Genomic DNA, 24363 nt, shown 5'->3' on the forward strand with positions numbered 1-24363 from the left:
AAAAGTGAATTGATTTTGGATTCCCCTTGGATGGGGACCAAGTAGGCCTAGACCAACCGAGTCCTGCAGGAATATTGGTGAATCCGTAGATTGCTATTAACCAGGCCTAGACCAACCGAGTCCTGCAGGAATATTGGTGAATCCGTATATTGCTATTAACCACACCCACGCGGTAAATACAAAGGGTCCGGTAAGTGCAGGTAGTCCCCATTGGCCAAAGAACCGTTGAAGTGCAGGCATCACGACTACAGAACAAGCAACGGTAGCAAGTACAGCCATTAAGAAAGTTTGCCATGTGAGAGGTATAAAGCTGGTTAATGCAATCATCACCAATACTTGATTAAAACCATGTAAACCAATCCTCGTTTCTTGTGTGGGTAATTTCATCAATATGGATAGTGCTGCACCGATTGCAGAGCCTATAAAAGCCATGAGACCAGCAAGATATAAAGGCGAAAATTCATTCCACTGTGAAGTATACGCGTTCGTAAACCAAGGCCTATCCTGAACACCAGTTATAAGTGGCGCTAATTCAAAAGCTAAAGTAAGTCCTACAACCCAAAATATACCAGTCTTCCAGTTCTCAACAAAAGTAACTTGAGATACACCATTGAGAGTAGCTTTGATAAACTCTTTAGCCGTCCATTTGAAGTTTTCATCTTTTAGTTGAACCGGATTATCACTTCCTGCAATTTTTTCTTCTTTAACTTGAGGAACTTCTGGCCAAATGTCATGTCCATATCGCTTACTAGCATACATCATTGCCCAAGTAGTAAAGATAAATGATGATGTAAACCCAGGAATGGCAACAGAATTTGCTATTCCACCGTCTAGATCTGGACTAAATATATCTCCCATAAGATGTGCAAAAGTCATCCAAACAACCGCGGTGACAGCTGCTCCGAAAATCGAAATAGTCAGTGTCGCTCTATTAGCTTTTACAAAAGGTCCTGACCAAAAGGCCATTCCAGTTAAGATGGAGTTATATCCAAACAGACCGAATGTGACTAGCCCGAAATCGGCACCTAACAATATTGCCATTCCTGCTCCAATCAACCCAGCGGCCACCATCATGACTCCAGCTTTTCGAGAAGCTAATAGCACTCCTGCAAGGATAAAAATACCAGTTACTGGTGAAGCTATTAGAGGAACTTGAGATATGCCATTAAACAGGATATAGAAAAAATCCAGAATTGGATCTCCTGACGTAAATGTGGGTATGCCCATAGAAGGAATCTGTACAGGTATTGTTTAACAATTTGTATTGAATATCAGTTTATTAATATAGAACACTTGATGAAATTGAATTAATTTAGCAACAATACAGGCTTATTTGATTTGGACAATATTTTTCTCGTTATATGACCAAAGTCGCCGGCATGTCCTAATCCGCGCATTCCCAAAACGATTATATCTACATTAAGATCATGAGCAGTTTTGATAATTCTATTTGCTGGGTCTCCGACTTTTACTATTCTTTCACATCGCCTTGAATTCTTTATAAGAATACTTGATAATATTAGCCGTCCTTCTTTTTCAACTCTCTTTAATAGCTCTGTGTCGTATTCAGTATTCTCTTCCGAATCATCGGACCATTCAATAACGTATAAAGCGTATATTATGGAATCCGACTTAAAAAAGTGAGTAGCATAATCCAATGCCCTTATGGAGGGCATCGAACCATCTACAGCTACGAGAATTCGTTTGTAATTTGTACCAGTAGAATTTTCCAAAGTAGAATTTACGGTGCTATGGGGAGAAGATAGTAGCATACCTCTATTGGTTCTGAATATAACCTTAGACCTAAGAAGGATTGCAAGATTTGACAGGACCGTTGAAATTTCTCTTTTAGATTCAATAAGTGGTTTAAAGATGAGAAAACAAGCAGCTGCCACGGTCCAAATTATACTTAGCAATATCCAAAATAAGAAAAAGTCAAAAGAAAAAACATATCCTGAAAAAAACAAAGGTAAAGGCCAAATTATAACTAATACGAGGGTAAATATGATACCGTACTTGTATCCAAATAATGTTCTCTTTTTTAAGAGCGTCTCATCGTTATCCTCCTTGATTAATGACCTGACCCTTTCATCTACAACCACAATTCGTTGTTTTGTAATATTAAAATTAAAGTTGTCAGGTTTGATCAAACTACCCAAAATTACAAAGGCAAAACCAGTTATAAAAGATGTCAGATTACCTAATAGAAGTGGAATATCATGGCTGGTAGACGAGACAGAAATGTCCCCATACAGAGTATATGCCGAAAAAAACCATACAAAAATACCAGCTAAAAGGCCAAATAGTGCAGAAAGAGATGCAGAGGTTTTGTTGGTTTTTTTCCATATTAAAGATAATGAAATAGGCCCAACCGCAGAGCCAATTAAAATGCCCATTGACAGGTAGATGTATTGTAAATTCAGTCCCATGGAAAATAGGGAGAGGGAGAGAAATCCTATCCCAAACCCAAACGCTAAGACTGAATATTTTGATACCCGCATTAATTGTCTACCAGAAGCAGATGGTTTGAAATAGGTTCGATATACATCAAAGGTAAATAATGAAGAGAATGCAACAAGCTCCGCTGACCCCGCGCATGTCACTGCAGTAAAAAGCATGGTCAGTATAAGTATCGCGCCGACCTCTCCAAGGAGTGTGGAGATGGTTATAGGAGCAACCAAACCATGGCTAACTTCAGATGATGAGAGGTCCAAATGCAATGCGATCCCTGCAAGTCCTATAGACGTTGCAAGAACAAACGGGATAGCAAACCAAACCAATCCGCCAATAAAAAATCCCTTAATAAGAGATTTGGGACGAGAAGCAATGGCTCTCTGCCAGAAAGCCTGGCCAACAAAAACAGTTCCAAAATTTCCAATTATATTAATTATCCCAAAAATAAGGGCGCCGATTGAAGCTAAAGTAAGGAAGGAGCCTCCCGAGTTGCCCTCTACGGGATTAATTACGCTTGCCAATTGCAGACTCTCAAACAATCCTGTAATTCCGCCTATCTGTGGATTAAAGAAATATATGCTCGTTACTAGTACTAGTATTACAGCAAAAATCAGAGAAGTGTTTAGATAGTCTGCAAAGAAAGTAGCCTTCAAACCTCCAAAGTATGTGTATATCATAATACTCAAAGGAATCACAAAACAAGCTATTGTAATATCGATTCCAGTTAAAGTATTCAAGGCTACAGCACCTCCCAAAACGAGCATGGCAGTCACAATAAAATTGGCCAGCAGTGCAAAAAGCAAAAATACCTTATGACCAAACTTTCCCAATCTAAGATATAGAAATTCTGTAAAAGTATGAGAGAATGGTGCCCTTTTTTTCAACTCCAAGGCAATTACAGCAAAAAGAATTAGCTGGATACTCGCTCCTGCTGCATACCAAAAAGGTCCACCAATCCCGTACTTGTAAGCAACGGTGGACGATTCTAAAAGGGTAGCAGCCCAAATCCAAGCAGAAATAATAGATGATGCTAATAAACCACTCTTGATATTTCTCCCAGCTGTAGAAAACCACTCGTATGTCTTTCTTGTCCCAAGCCATTTGGTATCTACAAAAATAAGCAATAATACTAGCACCGTCATTATCAAACCACCCCCAATAAAGATCAGATAACCAATTTCTTGGGGTAATATGAATGACAATTGTAAGTTAAAGTTAAATTGATTTATTTAAGTTAATCTTGATTCTTAGGTCAATATCGGCAGAAAGGGATTTTTCTATAGCATCATGTACAAAACAGGCTACAATTACCTCGAAATTAAAGTTCTAAACTATATATAATTTGATATTAATTTTGTAATATTAAACCAATGATAGATTTAGTTGACGAGTTGATTCTTTCTGCTTTGAGTAAAGACGCCAGGCAGGACTTGAACGAAATCTGGGATTTTTTAAGAAATTATGGTCATAATTTAAGTCTAGAGGAAATTGATTCGCGTATTAAAACACTTGAAGACGAAAAGATAATATCAAGATACACAATATCTATAGATACTAAAAAGGTTAGTCATAAGATAATTAGAGTTGTTTTAGTTACTTTTAGGCCTTCTCAGCATCTAAGAAGCAGAGTTGAGGGATTAAAGAAATATCTTGAAGATGCTCCTTTTGTATTGTTTTCAGGAAGAACGAGGGGAGGATATGATTGGATCACCATCCAAGTGTTTGCGTCTCCAGAAGTTGCAGATGAGGAGAGCGACATTTATAGAAATTTGTTTGGAGATATCATTCAGACTTATGAGGTATATGACTTTTCTCCTCTAAAGGAACCTACTCTTAATGCATTCACCCATACCGAAAAAGAATACAAAAAGTTCCTAAATGAATGGATGCCACCATTCATTGGACGGTAGCCAACTAACCAATTAATTATAAATTGATCTAGATTATTGAATCGATTAACAGCAAATTTAACCTTTCAAGTGTTTTGTTGTTTTATTAATTTTAATATTTTTGAATCTAATCGTGTCGTCTATTAAGGAGTGAATTTTAAGTCTCATATCCATCAGAAAACTTATGACATCAGTACTTTGTTCTGGTTCAAAGTTCAGTTGCACCTCCTCTATGATGCTATCTATCCTAGCAAGAGTTATTTTTAGTGCTAGGGTTGTTTTTTTAGTTATTTTTAAAGTTTTAATGTTCTTAAGATTAATATTTTCGTTAGCAATTAATTCCAGATCATCCCCTGAAAGCCCCTTTTTAGAAAATACTGACTTTACCTCTCTAATTTGTCGTACTGTCAATTCATTTTCTATAATATGATCGGCAAATTGGAGAATGTTACCTGAAGAAAGAGTTGTTAATTCAAGCGCTTGACTTACGCTTAGTTTGTTTAGCATGATTTTTTCCTTGATATCCTGAGGAAGTTTGAGTAATTGAATTCTATGAGAAACATATTCCTCACTTTTTCCTATTTTCTTGGCCAGTTCAGTAACACCCCCCCAGCCTAGATCTTGCACATATTTTCTAAAGGCCTCAGCTTCCTCTAGCACACTCATAGATTTTCGCTGAATATTTTCAGTTAATTGAATTTCAAATGCCTGTTTGTCATTCATTTCCCGAATCTTGCACGGGATATGTCGCCACCTGAGAGATTTGCACGCATAGAATCGACGATGGCCAGCAACTATTTCAAAATTATTCTGATAAGGGCGTATCAGAATAGGTTGAAGTAGTCCATGTTCTTTGATACTCGAAATGAGTGATTCTACCTCTTGATAATCATTAAATTTATCTCTAATAGAAAACTGTGAGGGTCGAATCATCTTAATCTCTATATGTTCTACGATACTAGTATCAAATACATGCATAAAAATTAATAAGTACGCTTATACTTATACATTTTTGTTTTTATCGATTGAACATAAATATTTAGATAACTTTTTTGTAAGATTATATAAATTATCATGCAAAATAGATAATTTAATAAATTTCTTAAAAACAAGCATACTATACATTCTTGTTTTTTAGCTTTATGATTTTACGTGAACTACTCATATCCTGCCTCATAGACTTTGTAACAATGGTAAAAGGTAAATAATTAAGGATTTTTATTGTTTGCTAAGATACTTTTATAATAACGCAGTTCCAAATAGAAAAACAGATGTTTTCCAGAATTCTGGTAGGTATAGATGGATCAGAATACTCCAGAAATGCAGTAAATTATGCTTTAGATTTAACTTCGAAATATGAGTCAGAATTATTTCTTTTAGCCATCGTTCCTTCTAAAGTTCATCATGGTGATTCCTCAGGTGTGTTTGGCATGGTTGCTCCATCTTATTTTCAAGAATACAAAAAGGAAGCAGAAAAATGGTTTGAAGAAATAATAGCTCATATAAATAAGAATACAAACATTGATGCTAAAACTAAGGTAAAATCAGAAGTAATTACTACGCCTTTTTCTATTGCAGCATCGATTCTAAACTATGCAGAAGAAAGAAACGTGGAACTAATAGTTATAGGGACTAGAGGAAACTCTGGTCTAAAGAAAATGTTACTAGGTAGTGTAGCAACAGATGTTGTAACTTATGCCTATTGTCCCGTATTAGTTATCAAGTGAGTAGAGTCTATATGTAACAAGTTATTAAATATCAATAACTACTGTTAAACTAGATATTTTGAGCTGTTAACTAATTAGCAAAATTGATAAAATGATCATCAACTAAATGATAGTAGCTAAATTAATTCACCTTGATGTAATCTATTCAATAAGGGTCTAAGATCGTTACAAAGTTCATTTTCGCCTAAAATCATTTCTGAATCAATACCTAAAACAATGGACAAAATATTTCTATCTTCTCTCGCAGTATAAATTGAACTCCCAATGATTTTGAATTCTTGATAGTTATCCTCAATCCATTGTTTCCAAATTCTAGTTCGTTGGGCATTTTCCTCTAATTTGCTTATCACATAATCCAAATGCATTCCTTCAGTATTATCAAGTAATTGAAGTTTAATCATTGGAAGCATTAGATTCCCTCCCTTTACGGATTTTTTTTCCTTATTCATTTGCTCTATAATCTTATCTTCTATCTCATGATCAGTAAGTGATTTATCAGAATAATAATTATCAATGTTAACATCATAATTTGGAAAAAAGTAGCCGGTCAAATTTCTATCCCAATCGTAAACCTTGTAAATACTATCGATATATTCTAATTTCCACAGATTATCGTCCTCCTTATTTTTTCTTCTTATTCCAAACATCAGGATAAAGAGAGGCTCAATTGTATTTTAATTTGACAAAACAAATGATGTCATGATATAGGTTTCGATTTAAATCAATTTCTACAAATAACTCTTCTTGAAATTATGAAAATAGACAAAAATGGGGAGAAAAGAAGATGTTACTAAATTAGTAATCATCTATAATATATAGAAAATAATCGATAAAGAACAAAAAAATAAAGTTGTATTAGATTTTATATCTTTGTAATTCACCTAAACCAATCTTCAAAAATACCTCTGCACCATTAAATCCATCTATTTGATTTTTTGGCAAACGGTACTCATCTCTATCTCCATGTGAGGCAATTATCACATAATCTGCACCGACAGCATCGACGTTTCCAGCATCATCGTAATCCTTTGTTCTGACATTTTTATGGATAATGCTTTCCCAATCTAATACTGCATCGGACATTTTGATCCATAATATAATTGTTGAATAATTATTTAAGGTTATTTGTTAAATTGACAGGAGGGATAGGGATTATATTAATCTTGTAATATTTGTGTATTTTAAAATTAATTTGTAAAAAAGTAGAAATGGTTGTGGTATGTAAACCAAATAAAAGTGGAAAATTATGATATTTTAGGATATATATAGTCATTTGGGTGATCGAATCCAAAAGTCATGTTATAAATTATAATCTATTACTATTAAAAGACCAGAGATAAAGACTTATGACAATCCTCTTGTTAGAATTTATTTATTCGTAAAGAAGGCTGGACCTCAACATTAGCTATATGAAAATATACAAATTGCTGATGTAGAAAATTTGGCTACAAATATAGATTCAATCATGAATATTAAAAAGAAAATTAAAGACACATTGAGAAATATAATACCATATACCTCTGGCTTTAATCAAACAAACATAGATAAATATCTGTTGTCGTTGCCCACTTTATAATTCCGTTATACTGAAGAAATCGATAGTCATTCCAAAATAAAATATATCCCAAATCATCACAGGATAACTGAATAGATTAGAATTAAGCACTTGCCATGTATATCGAAAGTTTGTTGTATATGTTTTAGTATATTCGTCAAAGGTAAATAATAAGTACTTTCGAGGATATAGAGAATATACTTGATAAAAAAAAGCAGCGTTATCTTTAATCTATCAAAACAGGATGACGACATGAGCAGATTTCAACTAGACATATATTCATAATATCCGAACCGATCTGACCAAAAATATGTGTTTGATGAAAAAATGAATGAAAACATATCTAGAGAAGAAGATAAAGCAACACTTGCAAGAGATCATTGAAAATGTGCTATTGCCTATCGTACATTTACCTTTTGAAAAATATATCTTGTAATCAAAAATTAATGGTGGAAATGACGTAAACAATGTTTCCTAAAAGAGTAAAAATACATTAAATGACAACACTAAATACATTATAGAAATAAGTATCCAAGTGAATCGGGCATTCACTAATAAAAATGGGAATTCGGCATACCTAAAAGTTGCCATTACCGAACCAATATCAATAGCTTGTATGGATGGTGCACTCTTTTCTGATATTTGTATATGTGTGCAAAGAACAATCCCGACTGCGGAACTCATTGTAAGAAACTATCTATTTCATTTGATAAACGGTCTTCTAATATCATACAAAGGAGCAATGAAATTGTATTTTGTAACATCAAGAGGTTTGGATGCTCTAGAATTAATATATTATCAGCGAGAAAGAAGAAGTACTAGTTATACAGATCTAGTTCTTAAGCTAGAATAGTTACAGACACTATTTTACTAAATACTGCATAAAACAACATCTTTGGTTCAAAGATTTACAAATTGTATTTTGTTGTTTTTCAAATCCTGAATTATTGCAACATCTATCCACATCAATAAATTTTGGAATTTCAGTATAATATTTAGAAAATACAATAAAATTGGCTTGGGAGTCTCTTCTAGCAGCTGGCTATCATTATCCTCAAATATCAAAATTCCATATATGCGAATATATCATGCTTTGTGATAAAGCACGGTATATTTTCTTCACATGGGCTAGAATTCTGGTGCGCTGGTTGTTGAACCATTTAGGGAGAAAGAGTGATAGAGTTAGTTATCACCATTTGGCTATGAACAATATATAGAGATATCATTAAGAGTTTATGAATATAAAGATCGAATGTAGTATAGTATACTGATTCTACTGGTAGATTGATAAACAATCTATAATATACTAATTTACGACCGATGAACGTTGTTGAAAAAACCAAATACTGTACAGACCATATTATCTGCAGTTTGTATTTTCTTACTATTTCATTCTAACTATACAATAGGTAATAACTTGTCTTTTGGAGCATATATTAAAGCACCTTTAGCACCAGATGGACCTACGGTTAAGGACAATAATCTAGTAGTTGAAAAAATAGTAGACGGCTTAAATATACCTACCAGTATGGCATTTTTAGGACCTAATGATCTATTAGTCACTGAAAAGGAAACTGGACGGGTCATTCATATCGTAGATGGTCAAATACAAGAGGCACCAGCTCTTGACGTATCAGTGGCTACTGCCATTGAACGAGGTCTACTAGGAATAGCAGTATCTAAACAAACAGATGGAAGGACATTTGTATTTCTCTCATATACTGAATCAGGCAATGACGAAGATGGAAGTGACTATGGAAGTAACGTAGAACCAGAAGGAAACAGACTTTATCGCTATGAGTATGTGAATGGTCAATTGATCAATCCTATTTTATTATTAGATTTAACTGCAATTCCTCCAAACGATAGAGGCGAACACAATGGAGGCAAAATTCGCATTGGTCCAGATAACAATATTTACTTTATAGTAGGAGAAGTAGGCGGACATAGGACTCAGGCACAGAATATAGAAGACGGTCCAGCACCAAATGGTTTGGGCGGAGTATTACGGATAACTCAGGATGGACAAATTGTACCTGGAGAACCCATTTTTGGTGACGAATTGCCTCTTAACTTGTATTATGCGATGGGTATTCGAAATAGCTTTGGCATGGATTTTGATCCAGTAACAGGAAATCTTTGGGATACCGAAAATGGACCCGCAACTGGAGATGAAATTAATATGGTATACCCTGGTTTTAATAGCGGTTGGGCATTGATTCAAGGATTATCACAGAGTGATCTTCTTGGCTCAGGCGCTACCTCTAACGACCTAGTTTATTTCGGAAATGCAAGTTATGCGGAACCTAAATTATCGTGGGTTACTCCTATTGGGATTACTGCATTAAAGTTCTTAAATTCAGACAAATTAGGAAAGCAGTACGAGAATAATATGTTTGTAGGAGATATAAATAACGGACTTTTATACCGATTCATACTTAATGAAGCTCGAGATGATTTAACTTTTGATAGTGGCGAATTAACGGGAAATATATCCCTATTAGCAGACAGAGAAGTCAATGATCCGAAAGAAAATCAACCATTTGTTTTTGGTCAAGGTTTTGGTGGTATAACCGATATAGAAGTAAGTCCAGATGGATATTTGTATGTGTTAAGCTATACTGGATCTTTATTTAGAATTGTACCCGCTTCTTCGTCTTCGTCTTCGTCTTTCTCAACGGCTATTGCTGGAGGTAGTGGTGGCGCTGAAGGAGGAGGAGGAGGAGGAGAAGACAATACAAATGGAAACTCGATTCCAGCAGTTATATCGGGGTTGTACGGCGACAATTCCTATTCTCCAAACCCAATTACAATTGAAAGAGGTCAAACCATAACTTGGTATAATGGCGATACCATTTCTCATACCGTTACTTCCGGCCAAGGCAATGATGCAGATGGAGGTCAATTATTTGATTCTGAGGCTATAATACCCAATCAGTATTTTAGCATTACATTCGAAGATTCAGGTGTATATCCGTACTATTGCTTTTATCACCCCTCGATGGTAGGAGAAGTTATAGTAGAGTAATCAATTACAGCATCGTCATAATAGTTAGAGAGATCTCAAAAAGGCAAACTAAATTAGCCTTTTTTTATCATATACATTTTTCCACAGCTTCATGTAAATAAGAGTCACAAGTATCTAATAGCATATGCATTTGATAATAGCGAATATTTAGTGTTAAACCATAGATTTTATTATTGACTGACGACTATTGACAAAATCTACTACATGTCATTAAAAATGATATCTATTGGAGATCAGATATAGAAATTTAACCAGAGATTTAATATATATTTCTTAAAATGTCAAATATTTATCCGGTTAACTACATTGTTTGCAGTTCTCATAAAGACGGAGTAGAAGTCAAAAAAGCAAAATTCATTAAACCACCGTCAGAAACACGTAGTATTAACTATACCTTGATGCAATAGTCGACTATCAATTTTAAAATACAAAATTACATTCAAGGTACGGCTCTATCGAACAAAATAATATTTACATATTACTCAAAGGTTAAAGTCTAATATTAAATAGCGTTTTTGCGAAATATCATTATGTCTCATGAATACAAATTTAATGAGAGTCCAAATCATTTTATGGTTTTAGATGCAATTGCCCGAGGTATGAAAAAAATAAGCAGCATTGCAAAAGTTACCAAGTTATCAAAGGATGAAGTAGAATTAATCGTTAGTGACTTGAAATCACAAAGACTAATCACCATAGAGGTAAAAAAAGGATTCTTCGGCAATAAGAAAATTGAAATCTTTATCACAGAAACAGGTACAAGAATATTGAATTTGAAAAAGGAGGAACTGTCGTACAAGTCTCAAAAACTCCAACAGCTATATGAAACTGGCAATAGAGCTCAAATGCAGAGTTATATGGACGATATCAGAATGTGGATCCCCATGATGTTATTTTCAGGATTAATAAACATGGCATTATTTGCATCCATGATGTCATTTATGGGTATGGCTATGAATCCGGCAGAAAGTGCACAAACCGAAGGACAGATAGACAATTCAGGATCAGAAGCCTCAGGAGACGTGAATGCTTCTGATGGAGATTGGACTTCAGTCACTGCTGATACTAGTGGTTTTAGTGATATGGATTACGGCGGGATAGGAATAGATACAGGAGGATTTGATTCCTTCTGATAACCGATCAAATCATTATTAAACTATCAACGGATATACCAATATGATACGATTTAAAAATCAAGATCGACGTATTAATTTTAATCTGAAGCAACAAAAAGATTCGATGATTTTCCATTAGGTGGTTCAAGGAAGCATTTATCAATCATTTTTTTAAACTTCCATATCGATCGATATCGTTATTGGAATCGCATATCTATTACAACTTTTTATCCAATTGTCATCGTTTATGATCCAAGGATGTAATAATATTATATACTATTATTTCGAAAACGTTTAAGGTAATCATATATCCTAATTGTTTTCATTAATTATTATATCTTATATTTTACGTTAATAAACGACGTTTAAAATGTTAAGGTCAAAAAACATAAACAATACTACACTAGTATTAGTAGTGGCCGTATTAGCAACCATAATGACATTCGGTCCTTCGGTATCGAATTTTCAAGCCGCAATGGCACATTACGGAGTAGACAAAGACGACTGCAAAGACGATAAAGATTATTATGAAGATCATCAAGAAGCATGTGACAAAAACTTGAAAAAGCATTATGGCAAAGATTATGATGGTAACTTTGCATCTCAAGCTATAGGTCAGGAACAAGATTCTGAACAAAATAGCCAAGTAGTATCAGGTGAAGATAGTATAGGCTCGGGTAACAACTTTAGCTTCCAAAACCAAGAAAACTCTGGTAACAACGCAGCAGCACAACAATAATCCCTCTTTTTTGATAATTCGACGTTATCAGTAATTGTCATCGGATCAGAGGTGATAAAGAATGAAAGAATCCATGTATAAAAGAAGCAGGTTGGAATTGTATTATCTCATATTAAAATCCTGCATAAGTAATGAAAATCATACAAGAGGCTCGCTAAATAGGCAACTTAAGGTACCATATGCATTGCTAAATGAATGCTTGATTTACTTGGAAAGATTAGGCTTTTTAGATGTTGACTATAACCAGAGAACAATTAAAACAACTTTGGAAGGACAAGAGTACGTACGGAAATTTAGCTATTTAATGCAACAAGTAGGTTATATAACACATCTCAAAACATGAAACTTTCAAGTCAATATCTCCCAAGCCTCTTTGAAAGATCTTCTCCTTTTTGACAACTGGTCCATATCTTTAAGCGACCATTCTAATTTTTTCGAATTAGAATATAGGGAATGAGAAATAACAAGTTCGATTTGATCTAAAGGTCATCAATAGAAACGTAAACTTGTGAGGTGAATATTTCATTACAGTCACAGCATTTGATATCATAGTAAGGCTCTTTTCCATGGTTACTCCGTGTAAAAACGTACATTCGCATTACCTCTAAATTAGCATTAATTCTATTGCATTTTGGACATGTAATTTCGGACAAATCGTTTTCGACATACATATACCTACCTGACATTTCAAAAAAATCATAGTTATTGGATTTGAATATTGATACTATAAAATAGTTATATAATGCATTTTGATACTTTATTATATTTCATTGACATCAAAAATTTTACTAGCTAATTCTTTTTTTGTGACAGTAACTGCAAAAAATCCTGCATTATTTAAGTTATTCATGCTCAAGAACATATTGCGATACAACCCAAATGAGCCAAACCAAAAAGATATACAAGTAATCAATATTAGTTGTCTATTTGGATTCACAAAACCTATTTCTGATGATCCTATGAACTAGATTTCAAAGTTTTTATAATGGCTGGGACTTCCTCCGGTTCTGTTTCTATTTCAATATACCGTCGGACGGATCTATATTATTATAAAATCCGGAAAATTCATGCACTGATGGTAATCGCAATGAGCTCATTGACATCATTGCTTATCAATCAATTAATCAATCACAATGGGAAGTTACTGAATTTGAATTTATGATTCTATCAAATAGATTATCCAATGAAGTTCCCACACGAATAAGGAATTGATTTATTTCCACTTTCTTGGTTAGGGAGGTCATAAGTGGGATCTTTGCAAATTATGATGCAAAGCGGTTCAGATTTCATAGAGGTTTTCATTATTAAGAGACTCTTCATTGGATTCGGACTATGAACTTTATCTTTTACAAATCAATTTAATTATGTCAGATCAAACCCTTATCAACATTCCACATATTTCCGGTTGCAGACAGATTTTTATACGTCGCAAGTACAATTGAATATGGAGACAATCAAATGAAAGGTGAATTTATTCCACAAAGGTACATTGATTCTTCAAGAAAGAGAAATAATAGATCTCATTAACCAAAAGACAACATTAGACAAATTTCTAAGACAGCTCTATTCTGTTATGGAAGAAGGATTTGGAAATTTTGCAAAGAGACAAATAGTAAACCCCCCCAGACACGAGTTTTATTTCAACAGGGGATCGGTAGAATCGATGTCGGCGTCTGACGACAAATATTTTAGCTGCAAAATTGTAAACACACACAAAGATAATCCTGTTTATTATGGACTCCCAACCATTATGGCTAATGGAATATTGGTAGATGGCGAGACAGGATATCCACTCATGGTGACTGGTTCTACAATTCTTACTGCACTAAGAACGGGTGTGGCGTCTGCAATAGCAACAAAGTATCTTTCAAATAGAAATGATAAAACCATAGGAATTATAGGAAATGGTGCACAATCGCTCCCTCAGTTGCATGCCATTTCACTTGTTAGAAACATCGAAGATGTTTATGTCTATGATACGGATGAACAAGCTTCGGAATCGTTTAAAAAGTCTGCAGAAAATCTGTTGAAAAATATTAACGTAAACATCACTTCAAGTCCGCAAGAAGCCTGTTCGCTTTCGAATATATTAGTAACTGCAACATGTAAAGACAGAGACTCTACTCCTGTAGTAAGAAATGAATGGGTTTCCGAAGGAACTCATATCAATGCAATAGGAGGAGATGCGCCCAATAAGATGGAACTGGAAAAATCATTAATTGATCGGTCAAAAGTGATAGTAGACTTTATAGACCAGGCTGTATACGAGGGCGAATCTCAACAAATACCTCAAAGTCAGATTTATTCGGATTTGGCTGGAATTGTAGCTGGACTATGTAAAGGAAGAGATGACGACAAACAAATTACGATATTTGATTCAGTTGGGTTCGCAATGGAGGATTTACAAGTATACAAACTCGTTTATGAGTTGGCAACCAAAGAAAATATGGGGAACATAGTAAAAGTCTCTTCTATACCAAAGTATAGTAAAAATATTTACAAATCGTATTTCAATATTTGAGATTAGTAAAATAATCCAATATACATGCTGAAATGAATTCCCGAACCTATTTGTAGGTAGATAAATAAGATCATTCAAACGATAACTAAAGCCAACCATCTCAAAAATGAAAAAAGAATATCAAGAATAATGTTGTGCAACAAACAGACATTACAGAATTTGATACGCGATTGATGATAGAAACCATGAAATACGCTTTCCAAGCCCGAAAACAATCTTCATTAATTTATTGTTGAAATGGTTAGAGATATCTATTAAATGTGATTAGCAAGAACACAGAAATGAAAAGAGGAGACTAAATAGACGATATGAAGATTCAGTAAACAGATAACCACTACTCCACCATATAGAATATAGTTCAGCCGTCTCTTGATTAGTCGATTTTGATAAACAACAGATTCGATATCAATATTTGGTTTATAAATACAACATATTCAAAACGAATCAGCCCATTAAAGAAATCATTTTACAAAATAATATATATTTCGTCTCTTAAAATACTATATGATGAGCATATTTTGCCTCATCAAAGAATTTTATACCAAAAATCGGAACTTTATTAATTATAACAAAAATTTGGTTATATCTGCCATCATAACTGCGATAGTAGATATAGTAATAGTAACTCTGTCTGCTTTAACCTTTATTGAAAACTATCTTTTAATATCCAGTATATCTTTAGTTGCAGATTTTATAACATTTAATTCAATTTTTGTTATTTTGCTTTATAGAGACAACATAATAAAGAAAGAAAGATTAAGGCAAGATTCGATGAAATTTCTGACGACCTTAGGAGTAGCTGAAATAAGTTATCTTATAACAAAGTTTCTAACTACATACCTATTCTTTCAACTCATTAAATTCGATTCAGCACAAATTTCTATATCAACTACTGCATTAGCGTGGATCTGTTATATAGTAATATCAAATATCTTGGCTAAAAGAACAAAGATACTTACATGATCGTTCACTTTTTATCTTGAGCAATTTAAGTATCTATTCATGAGTAAATGGACTCGGTGATCATTTATTAGTCAAATGGTTTTCTTTCAACATCCTGTATAAAATATGAATCCATATTCTGAATTAGATACTATAATAAACAATTAGATTATGATTTCAAATTGAAAAACCCATGGAAAGATCTATAATGATGGTCATGTTACTTGTATTACTTTCCACTCTGGCTCTACCTTTTTGCTATGTGATATTAACTAAGGGAAATTAGATTTCTTTATTCGAGATACAGATAATTCGAATGCGGACACAGTATTTTGTGCACTGTTTCTATTTAGTGGTCCCATGATGAAACTGATCGGAATAATAGTGTTTGATCATCAGAAACCATTTCAAACAAATATCAAAGATGCTTCAAGGCTCGGACTTTCTATCTCGACTTTACAAATCCCAAATATAACAAACACAAAGAGACGGTAGAATTAAACAGTATCGTAACAAAATATTCATTGTTGATTATTGTGATTTGAAGGGACTAAAATACCCGACTCAAAAAAATCTTAACTTATCAAATGGTTTATTAAAACCGAAAAACAAAGTTTCAGACTCCTCCGATTTTCAGAACCTCTAAGATTCATTTCTTCTTTACTTGTTGATAACTTCATGAGATTCAACGAAAAATGATTAAAATATTATTTTGGTTAGTATTTAACAATAGCTAAATACACATATTAAGAAGCATTTACAGTATCTAGTCAATCAAATTTATGATAGACAAGATTGCTACAGAACAAGCGACAATCCAATGAATATAACACAAGACAATGTAAATTCTATCGAATGGAAGGAAGATGTAAAATATTACCTCTCACCGTATAAGACAATTGAAATTCAAGATATTTGTGCATCCCTTTCGACCCAAAGTTCAAAAAGAAAAGATTCAAGAATTATTGCACTCTCTAGATCTGAAAATTTCTGAAACAGATCCGGACATTGCATTAATAATTGGAGGAGATGGAACTTTTTCTTACTATGGGAAGAAATTGTCTATCCCGATGTTGTTTATTGGTGTTCCTTCTAATGAAGTTTTAGGAAGTAAAAGTAGATTAGCTGAAATCACCATACAAAATCTTCCAAAGGCATTGAAAAAAATTGCCAAAGGGAACCACACTGTTGTCGAAAGGAGAATGTTAGATGTAAGATACGGAGGTTCGGTTGTAAGGAGAGTATTAACGGATGTCTATCTAGAGCGAGGGCTTTTTGCGGGTTGTATTAGGTACTCAATTTCTATTACCAGCGATAAGATTGACAACAACAGCAATAGTAAACTTGCATTTACAGATTATGTTATCGGTAATGGAGTTATAATAAGTACTTCATTTGGGTCTAGTGGTTATTATTCATATTTAGATCGAATAAAAAACCCTAGACAGAATTTAGATGAATTATTTGATGACGAAAAATTGGGAGTATGTCATATACTACCAACATATGCTACTCGACTTCTGAACTCTGGAACAAACTACAGAGGAATGGTCCCTATACGTTATACCATACCTATTAACAGTACTATTAAAATTACTGCCATAAGAGAAGCAAATATGCGTTTATACGGTACTACTTTTCATTCTAAAGGAGTTAAGATCGAATGGAACAAACCAATTACAATAACTACCTCAACTAAAACTGCAAAAATTATTCGTCTAGGCTAATTTTCTGTTTTATAAGGTTTTTCCTATAGCAAGGTTATCGTACTTTTATTTTTTGCTCCCCCTTCTTCTCATTGTTTGTCACTCTCCTTAATCTAAGTAAGAAATTTCTTCTTTACGGTTCTAAACCATAAAACAAGCAACATGTAGCTTAAAGGACTTGCGTTAATCTCTAGTAAAAAGGAATTGCAATCTACCATAAACGTGATCTATAGTTGGAGGTTTACCATCTTATTGTTCAGGTAAGCGATGAAATCCGTAAACTTTAAGAACCGAAAAAATACTCCTTCTTCAATACGGTATAACAATGAATCTGCGTTTCTAAATGTCCTATCGAGCCTACCATAGTGGTAACGATATATTAGAAAGAATTTTTGTGTTTTTACCTTAATAGAACTTGTTCATTAAGACTTTAATCAAAGTTCAATATAACTTTCTGCTAGGCCATGGAAGTTCCATTTTTCAGTGTATTGAATCCATTGGAACAAACTCTTATAGGAACATTTTTTGCATGGTCAGTTACTGCTCTTGGTGCTTCAACTGTATTTATTACCCGTCGTGTTAGCAGGAAGCTCTTTGATGCTCTGTTGGGCTTTGCGGCAGGCATTATGTTAGCGGCTAGTTTCTTTTCTCTTCTACTACCCTCGATCATTCCATCATTTCAATCTGATGAAGCATACTATTGGGTTCCTGTAACCATAGGATTTTTCCTAGGTGCGATGGTAATCTGTACAGCGGATATTGCTTTAAGACACCTTAACCAAAAAAATAGAGACCAAAACTCCATCTCCGCTAGGACTTCAACGGAGGCCGAATTTGAAAGCAAAACAATTTTGGTTCTGGCAATAACCATCCACAATATACCAGAAGGGCTTGCAGTAGGAGTCGCTTTCGGGGCAGCATCACTTGGAGTCATGGGAGCCGATATGGCCGCAGCAATATCCCTTACTATAGGAATAGCTCTTCAAAATTTTCCAGAAGGGTTGGCAGTTTCTATGCCATTGAGAGCACATGGAATGTCCAAAATCAAGAGCTTTTGGTACGGACAGTTATCATCAACAGTTGAACCTGTGGCGGGTGTGATTGGAGCATTGTTTGTAGTTGTAGCACAGCCATTACTTCCATATGCACTGAGCTTTGCTGCAGGTGCCATGATACTTGTTGTCGTATCAAAAGTAATGCCTGAATCCCAAAAAGAGGTAAACAAGAACCTTTCTGCATTTTGTTTTATAATAGGGTTTTCGATAATGATGATAATGGATTTAGCACTTTCATAAAATGAATGTGATTTGTATATGTATGTTATAATAACATATTGTACTTTAGCTCTTATTTTTAAAGTAATATAAAAACATGCCTCTGTGATGGCACTATAAAATTACATTGTTGTATTACAACTGATAAACCAATTGGATTCAAATTTTATTGAATAGGATTCAATTCTCTCTTTACAATACTTTAGATGTTCATAATTTGAACACAATTGGTCGATCGATAAACCATCTGTTCTTATCTATGTCGTGATCATTAATCATCTGTGATCCCTTCATAACCGAACCTTTTCTGCATCAAGGTTCCGAATAATCCGTTTTCTCATATACTGATCCGATTTGATTACAAACCATCAGTAAATTGAATTCAAGAAGTGTTTTGAACTCTTCTGTACTAATTATGGTATACAGTACTGAATCGCCTTTGGTCTCTTGGTTTTGAATTCCGTTATCTCCTAATTACACAATGTTTAATCCATTCAATATAAAATTCTCTTTTCCATCATTTAGGCTCTATGTTTACATCCAGATAACATACAAAGCTTTTTTGGTGTTAGTAATTAGGTTATTTTTTTTCAGTAATTGACTAATTGTTTAAAGGCATCAAGATCTGCATATCGCTTATTCTTTTAGAATAATAACATCTTATAGATCAATTGCAATATTTTTCAAAATAACCGAAATCCTTATTATTTTCCAAAACATTAGCATATTTTATAGAAATGTTTACGAAAACTATCTTCCGTAGAAAATTTACTATTTGCCTTTTGTTATTTACAACTGTTTCTCTAGCAATTAGTAGCCTATCCACAACAACAAGTACATCTTTTGCCCAACTAGGCTTGGCACCTATACCAACTACACAACAGGTAATTCCAACTTACGTTATAGATATTCCTGCAGGTGCAGTCTCATCAAATGCCTCCGTTCACTATGTTCCACTAATAGTGTCTATTCCTACTGATACAACCATTGTATGGTTCAATGATGACCCAGGTCAAATCCATACTGTGACCAGTGGTTTACCTGAATCTCAAGATTCTGGACAACTATTTAATTCAGGGATCCTACCATATGGAGGATTTTACCAAACAACATTTACTACACCAGGAGATTACACGTATTATTGTACACTCCATCCGTATATGTATGGAATAGTACATGTGGGAGCTGGTTCAGAAAAGGGTCATCACTTTACAATGAAATCTGGCGCAAGCCTTCAATCTGATGATAATAACACTAGTAGCGGTTCTGTTTGGACGATAAATAAAGCACAAAATGATAGAACACTGTTTGACTTTCAACCTATCAATATCGCAGCCGATCCTACTACACCCACAGTCTATAATATTGAATTGGTAGATAACACAAGCAATCAAACTATATTCAACAACAACTTTCAGGTCATAGGTGGAACCAATCTTCAGGTTGAATTTATCACAAATAGCAACATGAACACTACGAATGTTTATGGGCCTGATCTGTCAGATCCAGTTACAGGAGCATATCATGTCGAAGGAAATTTCATGGATGGGGATTATACAATGACAATAAAGGCGATCTCAGTTGGAACAGATATTATCGAGGACAACATAGCAGATGAGTTTAAGATACGATTAGTTTCTTAAAATTCAAATTTTTTTCTAGTTTTTATAAGCAGTTAAATCACAAGATCTCTACTAAAAACGCATGATCCTATTGCTAGTACTTTATGAATTAACAAAAGTATAAAAGAAATAAAAATAAGTTGGTCAATTAACTTGCTTTAATCGAACGAAAATGAGCATGGTAATGAAATTAGTTACTCTTATTCATGCATATGTAGATATATGCAGCAGCATCTTAATAGACTAAATACAGTGTCTCCTTATACTATAAGACAGCAGTTTTCTAATTCCACAAGAAGATATGTACCAATAATGTATCCATCCGAGGTTTAACGGTATGTTTTTAGATATTTCCAAGTCAATATAAATAATTTTTTGCGAAGATGTATGTTAAGAAAGATGACAGTTAAAACGACATAGTTTCAAAAACTTATGGTTATCGAATTATCTGTAATAACTGATTTACACTCTATGCCCAGTGTATCTCTAATTAAGGTTTCCAAATATGTTTTTAAGAACATGGATCCTTTTTTGCCTAATTCATGTCGTATACTAAATTTATTTACTTTACTTTCGGTAACTTGATGATCGTATTGACCATAACCACAATGATCAAAAAACATCTTGATAAAACCAATCACATGTGATTGGTCAATTTCTTTCCATTTAAAAAGAATAAACTCCTTTGGCGCTTTTGTTGCAATATCTACAGCTAGAGTATTTATCTTGTCATTATCCAAACTTTCTAAAAGTAATCTAAAGGCCTCCCGGCTTAGAATTATTGTTCCAAATCTTTTTACATACTTATTCCAGTCTACATATTCTCCAAAGATCTGATTCACAAGTGTATTCATGCTCACTTTCTTTTCCTCTGCTTCTGCTCTTAATGCTTCATCATACTCTTTGTTTATTCTAAAGGATACAGTAGAGGTCTTTTTTCCTTTCTGGGGATGGTACATCTAATCTTAATCTATTTTATGAAGAATATGCTTGCAAATAAGTACAATGTAAACGTCTTTTAGAAATATTATTTTAGTCTTTTTTAGTATAGATAATATGAATCAGCACGAACTACTAGAAAATAGCAATCTCTCTATTACGTCTGATGAATTAAAAATCAAACTTGACAGTAGGGTTCCATTACTGCTATTTGACATAAGAGACTCAAAAAATTTTGAAAAACGTCATATTCCAGGGTCTGCTTGTGCAATATGCAATGATGAAACCAAAAGGACAATCATGCCTAGATTACCAAAAGATATGGAAATTGTTTTAGTCGGAGAACAAGAAGACTATCCAAGACAAATGGCAGAAATGATGAGACAAATAGGACTAAATGCAAGATATTTGGAGGGTGGAATTTCCTCGTGGAAATGGGAGTTTAATGAATCCCTAAATAGAGATGTATCGCCAAAGGATTTAAAAAGATTGATCGATTCAGACAAAGACAAAGAAAATCTATATCTTCTTGATGTAAGAGAACCTGATGAGTTTAGTCAATGGAATATAGAAGGTAGCAAGAACATTCCCTTGGGTAAATTAGCTAATCAAGAATCCTTAGCTGTTATTCCCAAGGATAAAAAAATAGTGACAATTTGCCCTCATGGAAATAGATCTACCATCGGAAAATACATTCTTGAGAGATACGGTTATAACGTTAGTTCGCTGGAAGGCGGATTAAAGGCATGGAGTTTTTCATTCGAGATTTCATCATCCAAATATATCATTGATGGTACTCCTTCTGCTCAAATAAGGTTACTTCAATTTAGAAGGATTGGTAAAGGCTGCATATCGTATCTATTAGACTCAGATGGTCAATCTGTGATAATCGACCCCGTATATCCCACAAACGAATATCTAGACAAAGCATCCGAAATTGGAACAAAGATTGTAAAAATAATCGATACGCATCAGCATGCTGATCATATCTCTGCTGCGGAATCTCTGGTAAAGGAAACAGGTGCACAGTATCTACAAAGTGATTACGAAAGCTATTCTAAAGAAGCAGGAACAAACGAGACTAATAAGATTAAAGATGGCGATATCATAGCAGTAGGCAATATCAAGATGAGGGCAATTCACACCCCAGGTCATACATTAGGAAGCATTTCATTATTGATTGAAGGGAACATAAATAATGTGGATACCAATGGCAAGTTTACGGGATTACTATTTACAGGCGATACTTTATTTGTAAATGGAATAGGAAGACCGGACCTAAGAGATCAAGCCAAAGAATTCGCAGAAAATTTGTATAATACCTTATATCAAAAGATTATGATACTTCCAGAGAGTACATTAATACTGCCAGCTCATTTTGACAAAGATGTCAAGGCAAACGAAGTCTTATCTTCCACACTTGGTAAAGTAAAAGAAAATATTGCACTTTTAAACGAACAACTAACAAAAGAACAATTCGTACAGAAACTATCTTCAAAAATAATGGCAACTCCACCAAACTATCTGGAAATTATTTCCATTAACAAGGGTGAAAAAACACACCCTTCCTCCGAAGTCTTTGAATTAGAGATGGGTCCAAACAGATGCAGTATTGCCTCATAGTAGGACAAATTAAAATCCATATTGGCGACTGATTTTTTTGACCAAAAAATAGAACTACTATAGTAGATGATAATAACGACAGAGGCATTATCTTTCTGTTCCCCACATTTTTTATATTCACTTTTTGAAATGAATGGTTTGGAATTTGAAAGTGTACTGTTACCAAATCTTTTACAAGGGACTGGATTTTTACATTTACAAATAGCTCCACAAGAATTGCTTCATTATTCTATTCTCACATCCACGATAATAGCTATTGGCAGCCTGGTTGGACTTTCTCTTGGATTAATAGGTGGTGGGGGTTCCATACTTGCAGTTCCATTATTGGTTTATGTAATCGGGTTAGAACCTCATATGGCAATTGGGACTTCTGCTCTTGTGGTGGGCATCAATGCCCTAGTCAACTTTATCGATCACAAAAAAAGGGGTCATGTTTTGCTCAACAAGAGCTTGCTATTTGCTATTCCCGGAGTAGTGGGAACCATAATCGGCTCGCAGCTTGGTTTACTAACACCACCTAGCAGTCTATTAATTTTGTTTGCACTATTTATGATTGCTATTGCAACAAAAATGCTAGTAGAAAAGAAAAATACAAAAGAGTGTTTAGATTCGCAGTTCAAGAAAATAAAACCGTTGAAGAATAACATACAAAAGAATCAGCTAGATATCAAAAATGATAATTTAGTTACCAGCAAAAGACACAAAAATATGAAAGCGGTAATTATGGGATTTTTGGTAGGATTAGGCGCGGGATATTTTGGAATTGGAGGAGGTTTTCTAATTGTTCCATCTCTAATGTATCTTGATATAAATATCGTAAATTCCATTGGAACATCTTTATTGCCTGTAAGCTTTTTTGGTCTTACTACTGCTATGAGTTATTCATTTGCAGGTCAGATCAATTTCTTGATAGCCATGGTTTTGGTATTTGGCGGCATTATTGGTGGAAAAGTTGGAACGGCACTATCATCAAGGGCCTCAAAAATACTGTTAACTCGAATCTTTTCAATATTGCTAATTACTGTTGCGATATATATCATAATAAAGACAATTATGATAGAATAACCATCGCAGTTTTACTCTGCAAACTATATTAATTATTTATGATAAAGGAACTTGATTATATCAAGGAATACACTCTCTAGAAGTATAGGATTTATACTAGAATACAATTCATATTAAGAACGGTTTAATGTGGTTGCTATTAAAATCTAAATGAGTCAAGATCA

Annotated in this window: 22 protein-coding genes; 16 read left to right on the plus strand and 6 right to left on the minus strand. The window is 34.0% G+C overall.

What is annotated here, in order from left to right:
* Positions 1–96 precede the first annotated feature (96 nt).
* Together NFRAN_RS06160 and NFRAN_RS06165 are read right to left on the minus strand one after the other, a co-directional pair.
* A complete protein-coding gene (locus NFRAN_RS06160) occupies positions 97–1227 on the minus strand; it encodes an urea transporter (RefSeq protein ID WP_134483845.1) in 1131 nt (376 codons plus the stop codon).
* An 80-nt stretch (positions 1228–1307) separates the two neighbouring features.
* Positions 1308–3656 carry a sodium:solute symporter family transporter gene (locus tag NFRAN_RS06165; RefSeq protein ID WP_134483847.1) on the minus strand — a complete coding sequence of 783 codons (2349 nt, stop codon included), beginning with the start codon at positions 3654–3656 and terminating at the stop codon, positions 1308–1310.
* A 168-nt stretch (positions 3657–3824) separates the two neighbouring features.
* On the opposite strand from NFRAN_RS06165, the gene NFRAN_RS06170 reads away from it, so the two are divergent.
* Complete coding sequence (locus NFRAN_RS06170) at positions 3825–4364, plus strand: Lrp/AsnC family transcriptional regulator (protein ID WP_134483848.1); 540 nt, start codon at positions 3825–3827, stop codon at positions 4362–4364.
* A gap of 57 nt (positions 4365–4421) precedes the next feature.
* Here the strand turns inward: NFRAN_RS06170 and NFRAN_RS06175 are convergent, their stop codons facing one another.
* The gene (locus NFRAN_RS06175; RefSeq protein ID WP_134483850.1) at positions 4422–5321 is read right to left on the minus strand and encodes a ParB/RepB/Spo0J family partition protein; all 900 of its coding nucleotides are present in this window, start codon (positions 5319–5321) and stop codon (positions 4422–4424) included.
* Positions 5322–5614: 293 nt separating this feature from the next.
* On the opposite strand from NFRAN_RS06175, the gene NFRAN_RS06180 reads away from it, so the two are divergent.
* On the plus strand, positions 5615–6070 hold the full coding sequence (locus NFRAN_RS06180; RefSeq protein ID WP_134483852.1) for a universal stress protein: 456 nt from the start codon (positions 5615–5617) through the stop codon (positions 6068–6070).
* A gap of 116 nt (positions 6071–6186) precedes the next feature.
* Here NFRAN_RS06180 and NFRAN_RS06185 read toward each other — a convergent pair whose 3' ends face one another.
* A complete protein-coding gene (locus NFRAN_RS06185; RefSeq protein WP_134483854.1) occupies positions 6187–6717 on the minus strand; it encodes a hypothetical protein in 531 nt (176 codons plus the stop codon).
* A 208-nt stretch (positions 6718–6925) separates the two neighbouring features.
* Complete coding sequence (locus tag NFRAN_RS06190; protein WP_134483856.1) at positions 6926–7153, minus strand: hypothetical protein; 228 nt, start codon at positions 7151–7153, stop codon at positions 6926–6928.
* Between the two features lie 1007 nt (positions 7154–8160).
* Between NFRAN_RS06190 and NFRAN_RS06195 the strand changes: the two genes are divergently transcribed.
* From NFRAN_RS06195 to NFRAN_RS06240, 12 genes are all read left to right on the plus strand, one after another.
* Positions 8161–8478 (plus strand): hypothetical protein, encoded by a 318-nt coding sequence (locus NFRAN_RS06195; RefSeq protein WP_134483858.1) that lies wholly within the window; start codon positions 8161–8163, stop codon positions 8476–8478.
* A 477-nt stretch (positions 8479–8955) separates the two neighbouring features.
* Complete coding sequence (locus NFRAN_RS06200) at positions 8956–10653, plus strand: PQQ-dependent sugar dehydrogenase (RefSeq protein WP_134483860.1); 1698 nt, start codon at positions 8956–8958, stop codon at positions 10651–10653.
* 530 nt (positions 10654–11183) lie between these two features.
* Entirely contained in the window at positions 11184–11786 is a 603-nt protein-coding gene (locus NFRAN_RS06205; RefSeq protein ID WP_134483862.1) for a MarR family transcriptional regulator, read from the plus strand.
* Positions 11787–12138: 352 nt separating this feature from the next.
* Complete coding sequence (locus NFRAN_RS06210; protein ID WP_134483864.1) at positions 12139–12507, plus strand: hypothetical protein; 369 nt, start codon at positions 12139–12141, stop codon at positions 12505–12507.
* Between the two features lie 61 nt (positions 12508–12568).
* On the plus strand, positions 12569–12850 hold the full coding sequence (locus tag NFRAN_RS06215; protein ID WP_134483866.1) for a winged helix-turn-helix domain-containing protein: 282 nt from the start codon (positions 12569–12571) through the stop codon (positions 12848–12850).
* 427 nt (positions 12851–13277) lie between these two features.
* Complete coding sequence (locus NFRAN_RS13750; protein WP_172602174.1) at positions 13278–13475, plus strand: hypothetical protein; 198 nt, start codon at positions 13278–13280, stop codon at positions 13473–13475.
* A 497-nt stretch (positions 13476–13972) separates the two neighbouring features.
* On the plus strand, positions 13973–15028 hold the full coding sequence (locus NFRAN_RS06220) for an ornithine cyclodeaminase family protein (RefSeq protein WP_134483868.1): 1056 nt from the start codon (positions 13973–13975) through the stop codon (positions 15026–15028).
* A 504-nt stretch (positions 15029–15532) separates the two neighbouring features.
* Positions 15533–15991 (plus strand): hypothetical protein, encoded by a 459-nt coding sequence (locus NFRAN_RS06225; protein WP_145988040.1) that lies wholly within the window; start codon positions 15533–15535, stop codon positions 15989–15991.
* 799 nt (positions 15992–16790) lie between these two features.
* Positions 16791–16964 (plus strand): hypothetical protein, encoded by a 174-nt coding sequence (locus NFRAN_RS14225; protein ID WP_232037957.1) that lies wholly within the window; start codon positions 16791–16793, stop codon positions 16962–16964.
* The gene (locus NFRAN_RS06230) at positions 16936–17697 is read left to right on the plus strand and encodes a hypothetical protein (RefSeq protein WP_232037958.1); all 762 of its coding nucleotides are present in this window, start codon (positions 16936–16938) and stop codon (positions 17695–17697) included. The genes NFRAN_RS14225 and NFRAN_RS06230 overlap by 29 nt, the downstream gene beginning before the upstream one ends.
* A gap of 443 nt (positions 17698–18140) precedes the next feature.
* On the plus strand, positions 18141–18971 hold the full coding sequence (locus NFRAN_RS06235) for a ZIP family metal transporter (RefSeq protein ID WP_134483874.1): 831 nt from the start codon (positions 18141–18143) through the stop codon (positions 18969–18971).
* A gap of 716 nt (positions 18972–19687) precedes the next feature.
* A complete protein-coding gene (locus tag NFRAN_RS06240; protein WP_134483876.1) occupies positions 19688–20593 on the plus strand; it encodes a cupredoxin domain-containing protein in 906 nt (301 codons plus the stop codon).
* A gap of 401 nt (positions 20594–20994) precedes the next feature.
* Here NFRAN_RS06240 and NFRAN_RS06245 read toward each other — a convergent pair whose 3' ends face one another.
* Positions 20995–21531 carry a toxin-antitoxin system HicB family antitoxin gene (locus tag NFRAN_RS06245; protein ID WP_134483878.1) on the minus strand — a complete coding sequence of 179 codons (537 nt, stop codon included), beginning with the start codon at positions 21529–21531 and terminating at the stop codon, positions 20995–20997.
* Positions 21532–21628: 97 nt separating this feature from the next.
* Here NFRAN_RS06245 and NFRAN_RS06250 point away from each other — a divergent pair, with 97 nt between their 5' ends.
* Positions 21629–23134: a rhodanese-like domain-containing protein gene (locus tag NFRAN_RS06250; RefSeq protein ID WP_134483880.1), complete on the plus strand. Its 1506-nt coding sequence runs from the start codon at positions 21629–21631 to the stop codon at positions 23132–23134.
* 138 nt (positions 23135–23272) lie between these two features.
* On the plus strand, positions 23273–24199 hold the full coding sequence (locus NFRAN_RS06255; RefSeq protein WP_197731143.1) for a sulfite exporter TauE/SafE family protein: 927 nt from the start codon (positions 23273–23275) through the stop codon (positions 24197–24199).
* Positions 24200–24363: the final 164 nt, after the last annotated feature.

This window comes from Candidatus Nitrosocosmicus franklandus (assembly GCF_900696045.1).
Classification (GTDB): domain Archaea; phylum Thermoproteota; class Nitrososphaeria; order Nitrososphaerales; family Nitrososphaeraceae; genus Nitrosocosmicus; species Nitrosocosmicus franklandus_A.

Coding starts and splice junctions, on each gene's coding strand:
- NFRAN_RS06160 (WP_134483845.1), bottom strand. CDS start 1,227: ATGGGCATACCCACATTTACGTCAGGAGATCCAATTCTGGATTTTTTC.
- NFRAN_RS06170 (WP_134483848.1), top strand. CDS start 3,825: ATGATAGATTTAGTTGACGAGTTGATTCTTTCTGCTTTGAGTAAAGAC.
- NFRAN_RS06175 (WP_134483850.1), bottom strand. CDS start 5,321: ATGCATGTATTTGATACTAGTATCGTAGAACATATAGAGATTAAGATG.
- NFRAN_RS06180 (WP_134483852.1), top strand. CDS start 5,615: ATGTTTTCCAGAATTCTGGTAGGTATAGATGGATCAGAATACTCCAGA.
- NFRAN_RS06185 (WP_134483854.1), bottom strand. CDS start 6,717: ATGTTTGGAATAAGAAGAAAAAATAAGGAGGACGATAATCTGTGGAAA.
- NFRAN_RS06190 (WP_134483856.1), bottom strand. CDS start 7,153: ATGTCCGATGCAGTATTAGATTGGGAAAGCATTATCCATAAAAATGTC.
- NFRAN_RS06205 (WP_134483862.1), top strand. CDS start 11,184: ATGTCTCATGAATACAAATTTAATGAGAGTCCAAATCATTTTATGGTT.
- NFRAN_RS06210 (WP_134483864.1), top strand. CDS start 12,139: ATGTTAAGGTCAAAAAACATAAACAATACTACACTAGTATTAGTAGTG.
- NFRAN_RS06215 (WP_134483866.1), top strand. CDS start 12,569: ATGAAAGAATCCATGTATAAAAGAAGCAGGTTGGAATTGTATTATCTC.
- NFRAN_RS06225 (WP_145988040.1), top strand. CDS start 15,533: ATGATGAGCATATTTTGCCTCATCAAAGAATTTTATACCAAAAATCGG.
- NFRAN_RS14225 (WP_232037957.1), top strand. CDS start 16,791: ATGAATATAACACAAGACAATGTAAATTCTATCGAATGGAAGGAAGAT.
- NFRAN_RS06235 (WP_134483874.1), top strand. CDS start 18,141: ATGGAAGTTCCATTTTTCAGTGTATTGAATCCATTGGAACAAACTCTT.
- NFRAN_RS06240 (WP_134483876.1), top strand. CDS start 19,688: ATGTTTACGAAAACTATCTTCCGTAGAAAATTTACTATTTGCCTTTTG.
- NFRAN_RS06245 (WP_134483878.1), bottom strand. CDS start 21,531: ATGTACCATCCCCAGAAAGGAAAAAAGACCTCTACTGTATCCTTTAGA.
- NFRAN_RS06250 (WP_134483880.1), top strand. CDS start 21,629: ATGAATCAGCACGAACTACTAGAAAATAGCAATCTCTCTATTACGTCT.